The organism is bacterium, assembly GCA_021372615.1.
Taxonomy (GTDB): Bacteria; Armatimonadota; Zipacnadia; order Zipacnadales; family UBA11051; genus JAJFUB01.
This window is the reverse complement of the sequence record JAJFUB010000136.1, coordinates 12,107-29,381: the sequence shown is the minus strand read 5'-3', so window position 1 is coordinate 29,381 and position 17,275 is coordinate 12,107. Positions and strand designations below refer to the sequence as shown.

General features: G+C 70.0%; 13 protein-coding genes. 6 read left to right on the top strand and 7 right to left on the bottom strand.

Annotation, left to right across the window (positions count from 1 at the left end; all coding sequences use genetic code 11):
• Window positions 1-298 (bottom strand): hypothetical protein (locus LLH23_20150; GenBank protein ID MCE5240781.1); only part of this gene is annotated, 298 nt, incomplete at its 3' end.
• Window positions 299-318: 20 nt separating this feature from the next.
• Between LLH23_20150 and LLH23_20145 the strand changes: the two genes are divergently transcribed.
• On the top strand, window positions 319-939 hold the full coding sequence (locus LLH23_20145; protein MCE5240780.1) for a peptidoglycan recognition protein family protein: 621 nt from the start codon (window positions 319-321) through the stop codon (window positions 937-939).
• Between the two features lie 19 nt (window positions 940-958).
• Here the strand turns inward: LLH23_20145 and LLH23_20140 are convergent, their stop codons facing one another.
• The 3 genes from LLH23_20140 to LLH23_20130 form a co-directional block, all read right to left on the bottom strand.
• Complete coding sequence (locus LLH23_20140; protein ID MCE5240779.1) at window positions 959-2,734, bottom strand: right-handed parallel beta-helix repeat-containing protein; 1,776 nt, start codon at window positions 2,732-2,734, stop codon at window positions 959-961.
• Window positions 2,731-4,119 (bottom strand): hypothetical protein, encoded by a 1,389-nt coding sequence (locus tag LLH23_20135; protein ID MCE5240778.1) that lies wholly within the window; start codon window positions 4,117-4,119, stop codon window positions 2,731-2,733. Before LLH23_20135 ends, LLH23_20140 begins: the two co-directional genes overlap by 4 nt.
• Window positions 4,120-4,278: 159 nt before the next feature.
• Complete coding sequence (locus LLH23_20130; protein ID MCE5240777.1) at window positions 4,279-5,277, bottom strand: hypothetical protein; 999 nt, start codon at window positions 5,275-5,277, stop codon at window positions 4,279-4,281.
• A 145-nt stretch (window positions 5,278-5,422) separates the two neighbouring features.
• On the opposite strand from LLH23_20130, the gene gnd reads away from it, so the two are divergent.
• The 5 genes from gnd (at window position 5,423) to LLH23_20105 (ending at window position 11,634) form a co-directional block, all read left to right on the top strand.
• Window positions 5,423-6,343: a decarboxylating 6-phosphogluconate dehydrogenase gene (gnd, locus tag LLH23_20125; GenBank protein ID MCE5240776.1), complete on the top strand. Its 921-nt coding sequence runs from the start codon at window positions 5,423-5,425 to the stop codon at window positions 6,341-6,343.
• Window positions 6,333-7,793 (top strand): glucose-6-phosphate dehydrogenase, encoded by a 1,461-nt coding sequence (zwf, locus tag LLH23_20120; GenBank protein MCE5240775.1) that lies wholly within the window; start codon window positions 6,333-6,335, stop codon window positions 7,791-7,793. The genes gnd and zwf overlap by 11 nt, the downstream gene beginning before the upstream one ends.
• Before the next feature lie 267 nt (window positions 7,794-8,060).
• Window positions 8,061-8,945, top strand: coding sequence for a creatininase family protein (locus LLH23_20115; GenBank protein ID MCE5240774.1), 885 nt, complete (start codon window positions 8,061-8,063; stop codon window positions 8,943-8,945).
• A 38-nt stretch (window positions 8,946-8,983) separates the two neighbouring features.
• Window positions 8,984-10,387, top strand: a complete 1,404-nt coding sequence (locus LLH23_20110; GenBank protein MCE5240773.1) for a sulfatase-like hydrolase/transferase — start codon at window positions 8,984-8,986, stop codon at window positions 10,385-10,387.
• The gene (locus tag LLH23_20105) at window positions 10,384-11,634 is read left to right on the top strand and encodes an SGNH/GDSL hydrolase family protein (GenBank protein ID MCE5240772.1); all 1,251 of its coding nucleotides are present in this window, start codon (window positions 10,384-10,386) and stop codon (window positions 11,632-11,634) included. The genes LLH23_20110 and LLH23_20105 overlap by 4 nt, the downstream gene beginning before the upstream one ends.
• Before the next feature lie 3 nt (window positions 11,635-11,637).
• Here the strand turns inward: LLH23_20105 and LLH23_20100 are convergent, their stop codons facing one another.
• The 3 genes from LLH23_20100 to LLH23_20090 are packed head-to-tail and all read right to left on the bottom strand — an operon-like array spanning window position 11,638 to window position 17,269.
• Window positions 11,638-14,226 carry an ankyrin repeat domain-containing protein gene (locus tag LLH23_20100; GenBank protein ID MCE5240771.1) on the bottom strand — a complete coding sequence of 863 codons (2,589 nt, stop codon included), beginning with the start codon at window positions 14,224-14,226 and terminating at the stop codon, window positions 11,638-11,640.
• A 53-nt stretch (window positions 14,227-14,279) separates the two neighbouring features.
• Complete coding sequence (locus LLH23_20095; GenBank protein ID MCE5240770.1) at window positions 14,280-16,955, bottom strand: hypothetical protein; 2,676 nt, start codon at window positions 16,953-16,955, stop codon at window positions 14,280-14,282.
• A gap of 17 nt (window positions 16,956-16,972) precedes the next feature.
• Window positions 16,973-17,269 (bottom strand): BrnA antitoxin family protein, encoded by a 297-nt coding sequence (locus tag LLH23_20090; protein ID MCE5240769.1) that lies wholly within the window; start codon window positions 17,267-17,269, stop codon window positions 16,973-16,975.
• Window positions 17,270-17,275 lie beyond the last annotated feature (6 nt).

Genomic DNA, 17,275 nt, shown 5'->3' with positions numbered 1-17,275 from the left:
GGATCATCAGGTAGATGACGATGATCTCGTGGGGACGCAGGCGCAAGCGGCGCGCCACGCTGCGCACCAGCAGGTTCCCCAGCACCAGGACGAACAGCAGGCCGATGGCCGCCGGCGCGAACTGGCAGATGGCAATCTGGATGCTGGTGACGACCAACTCGGCCCAGGACACGACGAAGCAGGCGATGGCGGCGCCGATCACGCCCACGATCAGGGCGCGCGGGGTCACCGGCAAGCGCACCCCGGTCGGGGCCGGCGCGGGCCTGGTGACGGGTCCGTCCGCGGCAGGGAACACCATTGGGCAACTCCATGTGAGACATGATGCGCGTACGGCAGCGACTCGACCAACCGGCCCCCATCCCGCGTTTCTCGCGCGGGTGTGCCTTTGCGCTGCTGGTAGCGGCCCTGCTGAACCTGCTGCTGGCGGGGCTTTCCGGGCGACTGAACCTGGATTGGCGGCGGCCCTGGCAGCGCCACCCCGCCGGCATCATCTTACACCATACGGCCACCCCTGACATAGTGGAGGGTCAGCGCGTGGACGCCGAGTTCATCGGGCGCGAGCACGCCCGTCGGGGCTTCAGCACCACCGCGGGCGGCCGGACCTACCACATCGGCTATCACTATCTCATTCTGCGCGACGGCACCGTACAGCCCGGGCGGCCGGAGGAAGTCAGTGGCAGCCACACGCTGGGGCACAACAACCAGCTTGGCATCTGCCTGGTCGGCAACTTCAGCTCCAGCGCCAACCCGCACGGCGAGCATGGCTCCATGGCGCCCAGCCGCGAACAACTGGACGCGCTGGACCGGCTCCTGAAGCAACTGATCCGCAAGTACCGCTTCCGGCCCCGGCACCTGCACCGCCACCGCGACTACGCTCCGACGGCCTGCCCCGGCGACCGCTTCCCCTTCGACCAGGTCAGGCGGCGGGCATTTGAGTGAGCCGCGGGGCCTGTCGCCCTCACTGCACCGGCATCCTCCCCCGCTTCGCCGGCTGCTTGAAGTCCCAGTCCACCAGCGCCGGGTAGAGCGGCTTCCCCTCCTGGCTGCGATTGCCCCGGAAGACGACGTGCCCCTGCTTGACTGCCTCGTCCCACAGTGCCAGCGGGTAGTACATCAGTGCAAGGCCGTTGGGCTCCGGCGGCGCCCACGTGCCCTCGACGTAGTCCGGGAGGTCCAGGACGTTGTCCTCGATCCGCAGGTCGTGGTACACCGGGCGCAGGATCTGGATCTTGATGCCGACGGGGCACGACCTGTTGCCCTTGCGGTCGGGATGGGCCCGGCCGCTGATCGTGTTCTCACGCACATGGATGCCCTGCATGCGCAGCGTGGCCGGCATGTCGGCGCCGTAGAGGCTGACACCGCACATGCCCCAGGGGGCGTCCGGGTCTGAACCCAGCTCAATCGTGTTGTGCGCCACCAGCACGCCGCGGTGCTGCGGGCACTGGATCGGCTGACCCTTCTCGCCCGCCATGTTCAGCGCGATGCCGATGGTGACATTCCTGAAGGTGTTGTCCACGATGGTGGTGTCCTGGTTCCACCAGCTCATCGTGAAGACGGCACAGCCTTCCCAGTTCTCCACGCGATTGCCCCGGATGGTCAGACCGATGCAGTCGCCGTAGGTGATGCCGTTGAGCGGGCTCTGCTGGATGGGCGGGTCGTAGGCCTCGTCATGGATGACGCAGTTCTCCACCAGCCCGCCGTAGCTGGGCCACCAGTTGTTTGCGTTCTCGCCGCCGTTGGCCGGGTCCCACTCGGGGTCTTTGCCCTGGGGCATGATCCAGCTATGGTTGTCGAAGTTGTCCGCGCCGCCGAGGGCGAGATGGGTGATCTCGCCAACGGGGCTGCCCACCTCGCCGTTGTGGCCGCAGCCGGTGAAGTCCAGGTCGCGCATCACGGCGGCCCGGCGGCAGCTCCCCGGCGCCTTGTACACGAGCGTCTGGTGTACCGCAAAGCACTCGCGGGTGTAGCCCTCGGGCCGTTGGCGCCCGGTGCCGTAGCCGCGCAGGTTCAACCGCTCAAGCAGCGCGCCACCGCCCCGGATGCCGACGCAGTGGATGGTCGCCTGCTTGTCCTGGTGGTCGAAGTTGCAGTCTATGGTCAGGTCGCGGATGACGACATGGTCGGCGCTCTCATGGAACGCGCGATTATACAGCATGATGAAGTAGTTGCTGCCGCCGGGCGAGCCGTGCGGGTTCGTCTGGTCCAGCAGCTTGATCTTCGTCCGATCGCGGCCTGAGCCGACGATGTGGTAGTACGGTCCCAGATCAATGGCGCCGAAGGTCAGGTTCGGGTTGTAAGGCTCAGCTCGGCCGCGCACCCCGTAGGTCTCCGCCCGCAGCTTGACCCGGCCGTACGCCCGCAGGCACCTGTTGATGGCGTCCTGATCGGCATGGGGCGTGGCGCTGTCGCCGTCGCCGTACGCGCCGAACCACTCGGCGTAGGCATCCTCCTCAGGGTCAACAACCCGCAGCAGTCGCCCCGGGAGCTTCACATGCGCGAGCACCGCGCCGCCGTCCGGCTCTGCGCGCGAGGTGGCCTCGTACCGGAAGCTCCCCCCGCCGCCGTCCTCCGGCTGGCGGTAGCCGGCCACGACGATGGCCGCGCCGGGCTTGAGGTCCGCCGCCGCGCACATCTCGGCCACCGTGGCGAACCGGTCGGGCGCCGGCTGAGCAACAGCCCCGGCCGCCAGCAGCACACCCAGCAGCACCTGCGGCGCGCGGCGGATCGGTATCACGCCAACTCCTCCAGGAGGGCCACCGCCGTATCCACCAGCACGCGCTCGGTGCCGGGCCCCACGGGGCTCCAGCTCGGCTCGTAGCCGCCTTCACGGCAGGCGTTGTCGGTGGGCAGGTAGCCGATGCACCCGTTGGCCAGGCTGACGACCAGCGTGACCGGGAACGGCGAGCGCTGCTTGATCTGCAGGCCCAACTCCGTCAGCGCCTCGCCCGGGAGGGTGACCAGGCCGCAGTCGCCCACGCGCATGGCCCAGATCTCAGCCGGGTAGCCCTCGGTCATGCCCCGGGTCTCGGTGGCCAGGTTGAGCATCTCGCGCTCCCACACGGCCTTGTTGCTTTCCGGCTCGGGATGGGCGTCGAGGGCCGCCTGGGCCTCCTCCAGCGGCAGTATCCTGGGGTTCAGGGGGATGAAGACATCGCGCCTGGCGACGGCCAGCGGGACGTCGCCTGTGCGCTCGTCCACGCCGAGCCACACCTTGGCGGCCTCGGCCCCCAGGGACTTGCCCACGCGCTGCCGGGCGTCGTTCTGGCGCCACCGCGGCACCTGGTCCCCGGCGCAGCCATCCGCAAAGAGCATCCGGCAGTCGGTGAGGGCCTCGAAGGCCGCGCGGGCATAGCCCACGTAGTCAGCCGAATAGCCGTAGAAGTCGCCTCCGCCGCAGACGGCGTGGCAGGCGAAGTTGACCAGGGCGGCCAGGGGCGTGCCGTCGGCCTTGTCGAAGCGCAGGACCGGGACCTCGGCATCGGCCGGCCCAACGCGGTTGCCGTCCAGTTCGTCGAGCGGCTCGCTCAGGCGCGGCCCCATGTGCTCGCCGGCCTCCCAGGTCAGGGCCAGGTCATTGCCCACTTCAGTGGCCACGGCTGCCATGGGGGGTTCCAGTGCCAGGTGCATGTCGGTCAGGAAGTCCGGCCCCACCTGGCGGCGGTTGAAGCTGATGCCGTCGGCGAAGCCGCTGCCCCAGCCGGCCACGGCCGGCACGCGCGCCGCCTGCGCCTGGACGACCAACTGGGCCAGCTTCTCGAGCAGGTCAGCGCGGTAGTCCGCCGACACGGCCTGGCGCAGCTTGTCGGCCAGGTAGTTCCCGCCGGTGACAACGGGCCCCCAGTGGGTATGGCTGCAGCAGACCATGACATGGTCAGCGTCCAGGCCGGACAGGGCGACGGTGCGCTCGCGCAGATCGGCAACGAAGTCGGCCTCCAGGCCGATGAGGTCGGTGCAGATCACGGCACAGGTTGTGTCACCGGACTGCAAGACGAGGGCCTGGGCTGAGAGCGGATCGGTGACACTCTGGGACAGTTCATCGCGCGACCCGTAGCCGGCCATCGGCAAGCCCAGGGGGGGCGTGATATCGGTAGCGGCGAACCCAACGGTCAAGCTGGACATGGCAGTTTCCTCTCACTTGGTCAGTGACGCTGCACGGCGGATTCAGCACGCGGGTCGGCGGCACCTGCGCTGTAGGGCGGGGGCTTGTACCCCGCCCCGCATGGCACGAGGCGAACGGTCGGCGGGGTACCAGCCCCCGCCCTACAGGTTGCCCTGCCCCTACGGCGTTCCCTCACACCCGAAGGTCTCCCAGAGCTGCTCGCGGCCCTTCTCGTAGGGGCCGGGGAAGGTGTTGTTGCTGCAGCCATCGCGCCAGACCGAGTAGAGCGGCGACTCCACCTTGGTCAGGGCGCACACGCCGTCGGCGGTCGGGATGCGCTCAAAGATCAGCCGGAAGAGCGCGTGGGCCGGCATCCGGTCGCCGTACGACATCCCCAGCACCTGCATGACCTCGAGGTCCTTCATCTCGTTGTAGACACCGGCGCCGCTGACGCGGCCGGTCACACAGTACCCTTCGGCGCTGCGGTGGGGGCAGGGGGCGCACATGTCCCAGTCGGCGCCGGGCACCAACTCCACCTGTGGGTCCCAGCCAGCCAGCACCTTCTGGATAAACTCCGGGAGGTTGTCCTCCTTGAACGGCGGGCGGGTGCCGCCGCCATACTGGCAGACGGCGCACAGGAGGATATGCGGGCGGATGCGCACGACTTCGGCGTCCTCCAGAGCGGCGAGGGACCGCGTCTTCTCGGCGGTCATCTCGGGCTCCGGGCGCGCCGGGATGTGGGGCGCGAAGCCCTGCGCCACGCCGCGCTCGTAGTCGCCGCTGTGAGCCCGGGCGCAGCCCTGCCACGCCGGGCTCGTCACGGTGTCATAGCCGCAGACGCCGGCGACCGTGGGCAGGCACAACAGCAAGCGCTTGAGCAGCACCCGCGCCGGCAGCACGGAGCCGGGCGCGAGGTCCAGTCGCTGCAGGATGTCCAGATCGCGCTTGCGGTTGTAGTCCACGCCCTCGGGCGTGTCTTCGGCATGGCCGGGGTCCTGCCACCCGTAGGCATCGCCGATGTTGGCGCACAGCATCAGCGGCGTGTCGGGGTGCTCGCGGATGAGCCGCCCCAGCTCGGCGACGCGATCATCGGTGGGGGGCGCCTCCTCGCTGCCCGCCCGGCAGACCAGGCAGGCCAGTTGGTACGGCCGGATACGCAGCGGCGCGTCATCACTCATGTCCATCCCTCCTGGGCAGGCTAGTTGGCCGGAGCGAGGGGTCGCACCTGCCTGGACGGCCGCCTCAGTCGGCGTGGCGACGCAGGTGCCACGCACCTGTGCGGACAATCATCTGGGGCGAGGGAGGTCACCGGAGGAGGTCGCTATGCAACTGGGCATGGTTGGGCTGGGACGCATGGGGGGCAACATGGCGGAGCGGCTGCTGCGCGCCGGACACCAGGTCATCGGGACCAGCCGCAGCCGCCAGACCGTAGACCAGGCGGCCGCGCGCGGCATCACGCCGGTCTACAGCCTCGAGGACCTCGTTGCCGCACTGACGCCGCCGCGCGCGGTCTGGGTCATGGTGCCCGCCGGGGAGCCGACGGAGGACATGCTGCAGCAGGTGGCAACCATGTGCGCCGCCGGCGACATCCTCATTGATGGCGGCAACTCGTACTATAAGGACTCCATGCGGCGGGGAGCGGAGTTGGGGGAGCAGGGCCTGCACTTCGTGGATGTCGGCACGAGCGGCGGCGTCTGGGGCCTGCAGGAGGGCTACAGCCTGATGGTGGGCGGCGCGCCCGAGCCGGTCGAGGCCCTGCGGCCGATCCTTGAGGCCCTCGCGCCGGCCCCGGACCGGGGCTGGGCGCACCTGGGCCCTGTCGGTGCGGGCCATTTCACCAAGATGGTGCACAACGGCATCGAGTACGGCATGATGCAGGCCATCGCCGAGGGCTTCGCCATCATGGAGCGACGGCAGGAGTTGGGGCTTGACCTACGGGCCGTGGCCGAGACCTGGCGCCATGGCAGCGTCATCCGCTCCTGGCTGCTGGACCTCGTGGCCGAGGGCCTCGCCGAGGATGCCGACCTGTGCGACATCGCGCCCTATGTGCCCGACTCGGGCGAGGGGCGCTGGACCGCCGCCGAGGCCATCGAGCTGGATGTGCCGGCGCCGGTCATCACGCTGGCCCTGCTGCAGCGGCTGCGCTCGCGTGACGACCGCTGCTTCTCAGACCGGATACTCGCGATGATGCGCCACCAATTCGGCGGCCATGCGGTGCGACGGGAGGGCGAGGATGGCAAGTAGCCCCTCCGCCGACCCCCACCTCTTCGTCGCCTTTGGCGGCAGCGGCGATCTGATGCGCACGAAGCTGCTGCCGGCCCTGTGGCATCTGGCCGACCAGGGGCATATCGGCCCCCCGTCCCACGTCCTGGGCGTGGCGCGGCGAGCGCAGTTCACCGATGAGAGCTATCGCCAGTGGGCCGCCGAGGTGCTGGGAGCCGCCGGCCTGGAGAAGCGCAGCCTCGGGAGCACCTGGTGCGGGCACTGCCTGCACTACCACAGCCTCGGCGAGGAGACCCCCGAGGCCTTCGCCACACTCGCCCGGCGCCTGGAGGACCTCGAGCGCGAGCACGGACTGCCCGGCAACCGGGTCCTCTATCTCGCCATCCCCCCGCAGAGCCTGAGCGCCACCGTGCAGCGCCTCGGCGAGGCCGGGCTGAACCACAGCCCGGGCTGGACGCGGCTGGTCATCGAGAAACCCTTCGGTCACGACCTGGACTCCGCGCGCGAGCTGGATGCCGCCATCAAGCGGCACTTCACCGAGGAGCAGACCTATCGCATAGACCACTACCTGGGCAAGGAGACCGTCCAGAACCTCCTGGTCTTCCGCTTCGCCAACTCCATCTTCGAGGCGTTGTGGAACCGCGACCGCATCGCCAGCGTGCAGATCACCGTGGCCGAGCAGGGCGGCGCCGAAGGGCGGGCGACCTACTACGACCGCACCGGCGTGCTGCGCGACATGATGCAAAACCACCTGGCGCAACTGCTATCGCTGGTCGCCATGGAGATCCCGGTGGCCCTGGACGCCGACTCGGTCCGCGATGAGAAGGCGAAGGTGCTGCGCAGCATCCGCGCGCTGGACCCGCGCCATGTGGTCCTGGGGCAGTACGGCGCCGGGGAGATCGGCGGGCAGCCCGTGCCCGGCTACCGCGAGGGTGAGGGCATCGCCCCGAACTCGTCAACGGCAACCTTCGCGGCGCTGGAGGTGCGCCTGGACAACTGGCGCTGGCAGGGCGTGCCGTTCTACCTGCGCACCGGCAAGCGCCTGGCGGCCAGCGCCCGACAGATTGTCGTCAACTTCCGCTGTCCGGCGCTGGCGATGTTCGAGCACTTCCCCGAGGCCGCCATCTCGGCCAACGCCCTCGTCATCACCATCGAGCCGAATGAGGGCTTCGAGCTGCGGTTTGAGGTGAAGCAGCCGGGTGACCTGCTGCAGGTGCAGACCCAGGGGCTGAAGTTCCGCCACGAGGACGTCTTCCCGCGCCTGCCCGAAGCGTACGAGGCGCTGCTGCTGGACATCCTGCATGGCGACCAGACGCTGTTCGTGCGGATTGACGAGGTGCTGGAGGCGTGGCGGCTGTTCACGCCGCTGCTGGCGGCGGACCTGCCGGTGCATCCGTATGCCGCGGGATCGTGGGGCCCACCCGAGGCGGACCGCCTCACGGTGCCCACCGGCGCGGCGTGCATGCTCTAGTGCTCTGCACCGTTGGGGTGGGCGTGGGAGCGGCGTTGGGTCTGGCGCTGGGTCTGGCGTGGGAGTTCGCGTGTGGGGGTTCGTGCGGGAGTTGGCGTGGGAGCGGTCACCGACCGCGACCGGCGCCCCCCTCCCGCTCAGTGCCGGCGTCTCGCCGGCCAGGGCAAGACCCGGAACGCCGTTGCCGGCGAGACGCCGGCACTGGGCGACCGTTGTTGCCGGCGAGACGCCGGCACTGGGTCATAGCTAGGCCATGGAGGTCGTGTGATGAGACGTGAAGTACGTTGGGAGCGCATGTTCCCGGACGAACTGAATGCCGCACTCGAAGCGTGCCCGCTGGTGTACATGCCCTACGGTCTGTGCGAGCCGCACGGCCCGCAGAACGCCCTGGGCATGGACCTGCTGCGGCCCATGGGGGCGGCCGTGGCGGCTGCCCGCGAGCATGGCGGCATTGTCGCGCCGCCGCACTACTGGCACATTCACGAGCTGGGCGTGTGCGGGGCGTGGGCCTTCGCTCGTGTCGGTGAGGCGCGGCCGTGGGTCACCGCCATCCCGCCGTGGATGTTCTTCAAGAACATGCTGTACCACATCCGCACCGTGGACATGCTGGGCTTCCATGCCGCCATCGTCTTCTCGGGCCACGCCGGGCCGCATTGCCCGGACTTCCCCGTCTTTCGCGACCTGCTGCAGCCGCACTTCGCCACGCGCCTGGAGCTGCTGTTCGACTACGGCGTGCTGGATGAGGAGTTCCTGCCTGACTTCTGCCACGGCGGCAGCATCGAGACGGCCTATCTGTGGGCGACCGACCCCGACTGCGTGGACCTGTCGCGCCTGCCGGACCGGGAAGCGCCGGGCCCGCACCTTGCCATGGGTGACAACGCCCACGAGACCAGCCGCCGCCGGGGCGAGGCCGTGGTGGCCAACATCGCAGCCAACCTGGGGGCGAAGGGCAAGGAGCTGCTGGCGGAGTACGACCGCGTGCAGCCCGCGCGGAAGCCGCTGACGTTCGATGAGGTGGAGCAGCTCTGGGAGGACGAGGTCCGCCCGCGGTTCGGGGACTTCCGCGCCATGACCGAACTGGCCGACGGCCAGGCCCCGCCGAGCGAGGACTCGATCTGGTACGCCAACTGGCGGGTGCCGAAGCGGAGTTGATCCGCCGGCCGCCCCACTGCGCTGAGTGTAGCCGAGCCATGCCCGACATGCCCCACAACTTGCTCGTGTTGCTGTGCGACCAGCTCCAGCGGGCGACGTTGCCCACCTACGGCGGCCCGGTGCCCACGCCGACGTGGGAACGACTCGCCGGTCGCGGAGTCGTCTTCGACCGCGCGTACTGCGCCACGCCCCTGTGCGTGCCGACACGCCCCTCGATGATGACGGGGCGCTGGCCGCACGCCCACGGCGCCACGAGCTTCGGCGAGGGCCTCGACACACTCCACGCCGGGGAGGAGCTATGGATCGACCGCTGCCTGGACGCCGGCTACCACGTCGCGTACGACGGCGTCTGGCACGTCAACCGGCGGCCCGAGGACGACCGCAGCGCCGAGTATGACCTGTTCAACTCCGGCAGCTTTCCGTACGGCGAGCATGTGGAGATGCTGGTGGCGCAGGGCGGCCGCGAGGGCGAGCAGCGGGCCGCTGTGCGGACACCCAAGGATGGCGGCGGCTGGCACGACTGGAGCTTCAGCATCCCCGTGCCGGCCGTGTGGACCAAGCCCCTGTCTGAGCATCCGGACATGCTACGCGCCCGGCGCGTCGCGGACTTCATCCGCGCGACGCCCGCCGGGGGCCCCTTCGCTGCGTGGTGCTCGCTGGCCGCGCCGCACCCGCCGCTCCTCGTGCCCGAGCCCTACTTCAGCCTCTTCGCGCCCCAAGACATGACGCCGCCGCCGGGCTATGGCGAGGCCATGGAGGAGCTGCCCAGAGCCGTGAGCGAGACCCCGGGCGCGCAATCCGTGCGCGGGTGGACATGGGAGCAGTGGGCCCGCGCCATGGCGGCCTATCTGGGCTACGTCGCCTTCGCCGACGCCTGCCTGGGGGTCGTGCTGGACGCCCTGGAGGCGTCGGGACGTGCGGACGAGACGGTCGTGCTGGCCTCGTGCGACCACGGGGAGATGCTCGGGAGCCACAACCTGTACCAGAAGGGCGTCATGTACGAGCGCTCCATCGGCGTGCCGCTCGTGCTGGTTGCCCCGGGCGTGGCCCCGGGGCGGCGGGGGCAGCTCGTGTCACAGGTAGACTACGCGCCGACGGTGCTGGAGTTGCTGGGCCTCCCGCCGCTGCCGCACGCGCAGGGGGAGAGCCTCGTGCCGCTGCTGCATGACGCCGCGCACCCGGGCCGCGACTTCGTGTGCGCCGAGTTCAACGGCTACATCCACGGCGGCGTCCACACCCGCGCGGCGATGTCGCGCCGCTACAAGTACGTGTACGCCCACGGTGACCGGGAGCAGCTCTTCGACCTGCAGCGCGACCCGGGCGAGTTGCACAACCTCGCGGGCCGGCCGGAGACCTATGATGTACGCGCGCGCCACCGTGTCGCACTGACCGACTGGATGACCCGCACCGGAGACAACCTGACGCCGGAGTTCGCCCCATGACCATCTACCGCTTGGCTGTGCTCGCACTCGTCGTACTGCTGCCCACCCTTTGCCAGGGAGATCCCACCGTGTTTCCCGAACTGAACACCTCGCTCGCAACCGGCCAGCGCCCGGTCAAGATCGTCGGCTTCGGCGACAGCATCACCGGTGTGTACTACCATTCGGGCGGGCGGCGCGCCTGGACCGAGATGCTCGGCCTGGCCCTGCAGCGCGTCCACCCACAGGCCAAGATCACGACCATCAACGCCGGCGTCAGCGGCGGCAACACCGCCAGCGGCCTGGCGCGCATGGGCAAGGACGTGCTGGGCCACAAGCCCGACCTCGTGGTCATCATGTTCGGAATGAACGACGTGGTCGCCAACACGCCCGAGGCCTACGAGGCCAACCTGCGCACGATGGTCAGCAAGTGCCGCGAGATCAACGCCCAGGTCGTGCTCTGCACGCCCAACTGGATCACCGAGAGCAACGGCTCACGCCAGCTCAGCAAGCTCGCCGCATACGCTGAGATCGTGCGCAAGGTCGCGGCAGACCTGGGCGTGCCCCTTACCGACTGCTTCTCGATCTACGAAGCCGTCGCGATGCTGGACACGCGGCAGTACACGCTCCTGATGAGCGATGGCATCCACCCCAACATGCGCGGGCACAAGCTGTTCGCCGAGAGCATGGCCGAGACGATCACCGGGCGGAAGGTGTCGCTGGCCGAGGTGGGGCCGCTGCCGGGGCTGCCGCACGTGCTGGCGAAGCTGAAGGCGGGGCAGCCGCTGCGCGTCGTCGCCATGCCGCCCTACGATGAGCTGATCGGCCCGGCGCTCAAGGCGCTGTACCCGCAGGCCCAACTGGAGATCGTGAAGTGGGAGACGGCGGGGCAGACCGTCGCGCAGATCGAGGCCCAGGCCAAAGCGCAGGGGTGGATGGGAATGCGCGACCATCCGGAGCTGCCCAAGCCCGACCTGGTCGTGTTCGCCGTGCCGGCCGCGGCCACGGCGCCGGACTTCGCGCGCTTCTATCGCGGCTATACGTGGGTGCTGAACTGGTCGCTCAGCTTCGGGGTGGCGCAATGGGACGCCTTCGTAGTGCTGCCCGAGGTGGCCCAGACGCAACTGACCGCCGAGGAGCAGGAGCGGGCAGCATGGGCGCTGGAGGTCGCGACGGGGCAGGACTTGCCGTACCTCGTCCGTCCCCAGGGCAGCCAGGCCGACGCGGCGACGCTGCTCGGTGATTGGCTGCGGGGGCAACTCAGCCCGTAGCGCCTACTCGTGCGCTCCGTGCGCGCGCAGGTAGTCGCCGATCTCCTTGTGGCCACCTTCTACCGCCTCCGCCAGCGGCGTGTGGCCAGAGGTGTTGGTGGCATTGACATCGGCGCCGTGCTCCACGAGCGCCTTGACGATGTCGAGATGACGACCGCCGAAACGGACCGCCATGTGCAGGGGCCAGGTGCTGCTCCAACTGCTGCGCACGTTGGGGTCGGCCCCGCCCTCCAGCAGGGGGATGAAGCACTCCAGCGTGCTCGGCCCGGCCACCGCCAGGGGCGTGCGTCCCTCCTTGTCTTTGGCGTTCGGGTCAGCCCCGGCGGCCAGCAGCGCCTGCACGGCCGCGACCGCCTGGTCGCTCCCGCGTCCCAGCGTGTCCAGACCCACCACCCGGTGCAGCGGCGTGCGCCCGCGCCCATCGCGGGCGTTGACGTCGGCGCCCGCGGCGAGGAGCCGGCGGATCGTGTCGGCGTCCCACAGCGAGGCCGCCAGATGCAGGCTCGGCTGCGCCCCATGGCCGACGAGCAGCCGCGCCATGTCGGGGGCCCGCCCCCGGTAGTCCGAACTGTCCCCTACGAGGTCGAGCGGCGTGCGGCCCTGCCGGTCGCGGGCCTCCGGATCGGCGCCACGGTCGAGCAGCAGCGTCGCGAGCACGGTCTGCGCCGTGGTCGCGGCCTCGTGCAGCGGCGTGGTGCCCATGCGGTCGGCGGCGTTGACCTGGGCCCCGTGGCCGAGCAGGAGCCGGGCGATCGCGACGTAGCCGTGACGCGCGGCGCAGTGCAGCGCCGTCTTGTCCTCCCCATCCCGCGCCGTCGTGTCGGCGCCGGCGTCCAGCAGCGCGCCCGCGATCTGGGCGAACACCTGCTCACCGGCCTGGCTGCTCCAATGATCCGCCGCGGCGATCAGCGGCGTACCGATGTGGCCGCCTGTGCCGTCCACCGCCGCGCCCCGCCCCAGCAGCAGCTTCACTATCGCCAGCCGTCCGTACAGGGCCGCTGTATACAGCGGCGTTGCCCCATCGCGGGATGGCGACTCGAGCTTCGCGCCAGCGCCGAGCAGCGCGACGGCGGTCGCGGTCTGGCCGTACTCCACCGCGCGGTGCAGCGGCATCTGCCCGTCACAGTCCTCAGCGGTCAGGCTCGCGCCGCGGGCAATCAGCAGCTTCACCACGTCGGCATGGCCGCTCTCGGCCGCCAGGTGGAGGGGCGTCTTGTGGGTGCCGTCCTGCGCATTGACCGGTGCCCGGCGGTCCAGGAGCAGCTTCGCCACCGCCAGACGCCCCTGCTCGGCCGCCAGGTGCAGGGGCGTCGTGTAGGCGCTGGTCACCGGTGCCCCTACGCTCAGCAACAGCTTCGCCACCGCGACATGCCCGCTGCGCGCCGCCCAGTGCAAGGGCGTGCGGCCGCCCATGTCCTGGGCGGTGATGCTGGCGTGGCGGGCGAGGAGGAAGTACACGAGTGGCAATGAGCCGATGGCGGCGGCGCGATGCAACGGCGTGTAGTAGTACTGCCCGACCGCGTTCACGTCTGCCCCGTACTGGAGCAGCAGGCTGACCATCGCCACGTTCCCGGTCCCGGCGGCGAGGTGAATGGGCTCGTTGCCCGGATCACGGCCGGCCATGCCTCTGACGTCGTCGTTGCGCGCGGTCGCCTTCGCGCCCGCTGCCAGGAGCAGGGCCGCGATCGTGGTGTTGCCGGCCTGGGCGGCCAGGTGCAGCGGCGTGTTGCCGAGCCGCGCCTGCGCCGCGACATCGGCCCTGTGTTCCAGCAGCAGCCGCACCAGGTCCACCCGTCCGGCCAGCACCGCCAGATGCAGCGGGGTGTTGAGGCCCTCATCGTCCCGTGTGGCGACCGACGCCCCGTGCGCCAGAAGCAACCGCGCGGCCGCGACACGGCCGGCCCGCGCCGCCGTGTGCAGCGGCGTCTCACCGCACTCGTCGGCGGCAGGAGGCCCAACCCAGTCATTGTGCCGTGCCAGCGCGTTCACATCCGCCCCGGCGGTCAGCAGGGCCTGCATCACCGGCAGATCGTCGCGCGCCGTCGCCCAGTGCAGCAGCGTGTACTCGTTGCCTCCCGAGGGCGCCTTGGCGATCTCCGGCGACGCGCGTAGCAGCCGCCTTAGCGTCGCCAAGTCATGCTTCTGCGCGGCCAGGAGGGGGAGGTCCATGCGCACACGGGTGAAGGTGGTGGGCTTCCCGTCTTCCTCGCCGGTCCAGGTGACCATGCCCTTGGCGGGGTCCCATGTGACCGTCCAGCCGAACTCGCGCTCCAGCGAGACGGGGACGTACAATGTGCCCTGCCAGCGCGTCGGGGCTGTCTCCAGCAGGAAGGGCTCGTTGGGCTCCGGGTAGTGAATGCGGAGGGCTTGGCGCTGGCCCTCCCGGATCGCCACGACACACCGACTACGGTTCCAGATCTCGATCCACTTGGTGTCCGGCTGCCACTCCGCCATGCCAAGCCCGCGCACGTTCTCCATGGGGATGCCGCTCAGGACGATGACCAACGGGACGAAGGCGGGGGGCGTTGGCGCGGCGGTGGCCGGCGGCAGCGTCAGGACGACCGCGAGGATGAGGAGAGCCCCTCGCGGCATCGCACTGAGCGCCGGCGCGCGGGCTTCGGCTCGCGACAGGCCGTGACGTGGTATCACTGCTGCCCCTGCCCGAGCGGTGTGGCGTAGTAGTCCCGCTGCGGCTCCATCCACACCCAGTCATTGCTGTGCCCGCGGCTGTACCGCGGGAGGCGCTCGCCAGGGATATCGCCGAACGCAACCAGGGCGTTCTCGATGTCGCCGATCAGGTTCTGGCAGTGACTGACCGCGGCCCCGAGGTCGAAGGTCTGGCCGTACTCGGGATCCCTGTTGAGCGGCGGCTTCCCCGCCGCCCACGCTGCCAGCCAGTCGCGTGCCCCCTTGGCCCGGTCGGCCTGGTACGCCGCCGCCCGGTCTGCCACCGTCGGCGCCTCCCCGAACTGTGACCGCGGCCGGCGACCCCGCCAGTCCGGGTACACCGGCCCCTGCTCCCGCGCCTTCAGGTGCGCGCGGATCGCATCGCCCTGCCACGGGTACTTCGTGCCATAGTGCGCGTCAAGTCTCGGGATGATCTCCCGCACGGCCTTGGGGTCGGTCACCGGGAGCATCTCGTTGTAGTAGGCCACCACCGGCACACTCGTCTTCGGGTCGTACCACAGCCACCCCCGCTGCTCCTGCGGTATCGCGTCCAACCATGTCAGCACCTTGCGCAGCGGCTCGAGGTACTTGCCGCTGCCCGTCAGGTCGTAGGCGAAGCACAGGCCGGTGGCGGCCGAGTTGATGGCCTGCATCGAGACGGCAGGCGGCTCGAAGTTGCGCATCCAGATGAACTCGTTCTTCTCGTTGTACTGGTCGGCCCACCCGTAGGTCGGGGGCCCGGCCTGGGCCTGAATGATCCACTGCGCGCCCTTCAGGACGGCCTGTAGGTAGCCGTCCGGCGGGGTCCCCGTCGGCTGCGCCGACACCCCGCCCTCCTTCGTCATCGCGCACCAGATCACGAACAAGTCGAGCATCGCCTGCGGGGTGACGGCGTCATTGAGCGCCGGGTGGCCGTACGGGCCGGTGTGGTCGGCGGGGTAGGCCTCCCAGCCCCAGGCGCCGCTGGGAAACTGGATCGAGACCATCCAGTCGCCGGCCTTGCGGAGGGCCTGCCCGTAGCGCTCCTCTCCCAGCACCCGGTACATCATGGCCAGGAACCGAATCTGGTTGCTCTGCATCGCCTGGGCGATGTACGCGTAGTTGCCCCAGGGGGCGAACTCGCCGCGCCCGTAGGTATACTCGTCGCTCCAGGTGCCGTTGGCGCGCTGGGTGCGGCAGAACATGTCGGCGGCCTCGCGCGCGCCCTCGAGGTAGCGGTCATCACCCCAGAGCATCCACCCGCGCAGCAACGCCGCGCCGGCCCACGAGCTGTACGCGAACCACATGTCCACCCCTCGGCCGACCAGCCCCCAGCCGGTAGGCGTGTATGTCGGCCACTGGTACGCGGCAGCCCAGCCGCCGTGGAACTGCAGGCTCAGGAGCTGGTCGAGCATGGCCCGCGACAGGTCCATCTCCTGCAGCAGGCGCGCCTCGTCCAGCGCGGCCGGTTCGGGCGCCGGCGCGCCGGCCAGGCGCTTCTCCACGGTGCAGTCCGCGACCCGCAGGTCATCCAGGAAGCACTGGGCGGCCGCGACATTGTCTCCGGGCAAGCCCCACAGGCCCCCGAACACGATGTTCATCGCCGGGTTCGGCGGGAGCTGCCCTGCCGATCGCTTGAGGTCCCCGCGCAGCCCCTGCCCGTTGACCAGCAGCCAGATGCGCCCGGGCGCCCTCAGGTCCCACGAGACGAGAATGTGGTGCCAGTCCTCCGCCTTCAGGCCCGCCGCGGGCAGGCTCACCGACTGGCCACCGGCACGTAGGCCGACCCCCGCGCCGTAGTGCGGGATGCTCTGGCGCTGCACAGAGAACCGGAGCGTGTCGTCGGCCATCTTGCACAGGGTCAGGAAGCACGGGGCGGTGCCGTGACGCGCGGAAGCTCCGGCCCGCTCGGGGTAGACCACGAGCAGCCAGTGCTCCTTCCCGTCGTTCCAGAGGGGTTGCTGGCCGCTGGCCTTCGCCCAGAACTCAGCCTGCCCGACCAGCGGGTTGACGTTGTCCAGCCCCGGGTACATGACGCTGGTGCTGACGACATCCACGCAGACGCCGCCGCCGAACTTGCCCGGCGCGTCCGGCTTGCTGCCCACGCCCACCTCCTGCCGGTGCACGCGCGCATAGATCGCGTCATTGCTGTCGTCGTCGTCGAAGTTGGCCAGCAGTGTTGTGTGCCGGTCGCGGGTCAGCGGCTGGTCCGGCACGGCCTGCAGTTGGCACGGGCTGGTCGGCAGCGGCGGCATCGGGGGCGGAGGAATGGGGTTGCCCCGGGCGTCCCGGATGATGGCCCAGCGATAGCGGCGGCCGTTACGGCGGGGATCGGTGTTGTCGGAGGCGGAGAAGTAAAGCTGCGCGGGTTGTCCCGACGGGTCGCCGGACCAGTGGGAGAAGGCGCCCTCACCGGCATCCCGGATGGTCTGGTGCATCGAGTGCGCCGGCCCCAGCTCCTGATCGTTCTCGAACAGACGGAGATAGGAGGCAGCGCTGGCGGCGGGGGTATCCGGCTTGCAGGACGCCTGGATACCCACCGTGTAGCAGAACCCCTTCTCGGCGCTCACCGCCGCGGGATCAATGGTCCCCTCGGTGGGTTGGCCCTGGGCCGTGGCGAGGCCGACGGCGAGGACGACGGTCAGGAGGGCTAAGAGCGATGTTGTTCGGGACACGGTTGTGGCCCCCAGGTTCAGGTATCAGCTTTGGCCCGTCTGCGCTCCTTGGCCATCAGTCCCCGCAGGCCCTCGCGCACGAACTCCTGGATGAGACGCTGATAGGGCACGTCATGCTCAGCCGCCACGGTGCGGAGGCGGTCATAGAGCAACTGGTCCATCCGCATCGTGACGGTCTTCTTGGGCCGCTTCTTGAGGCGCAGGATCACGTCAACCGGCCCCTCAATGTAGTCGGCAGGGTGGTGGGTCTCCCAGAACAGCAGTTCCTCTTCCTCGGTCTCGAAGTGAGGCAGCATCTTCGGCCGCTTCGGCACGTTCAG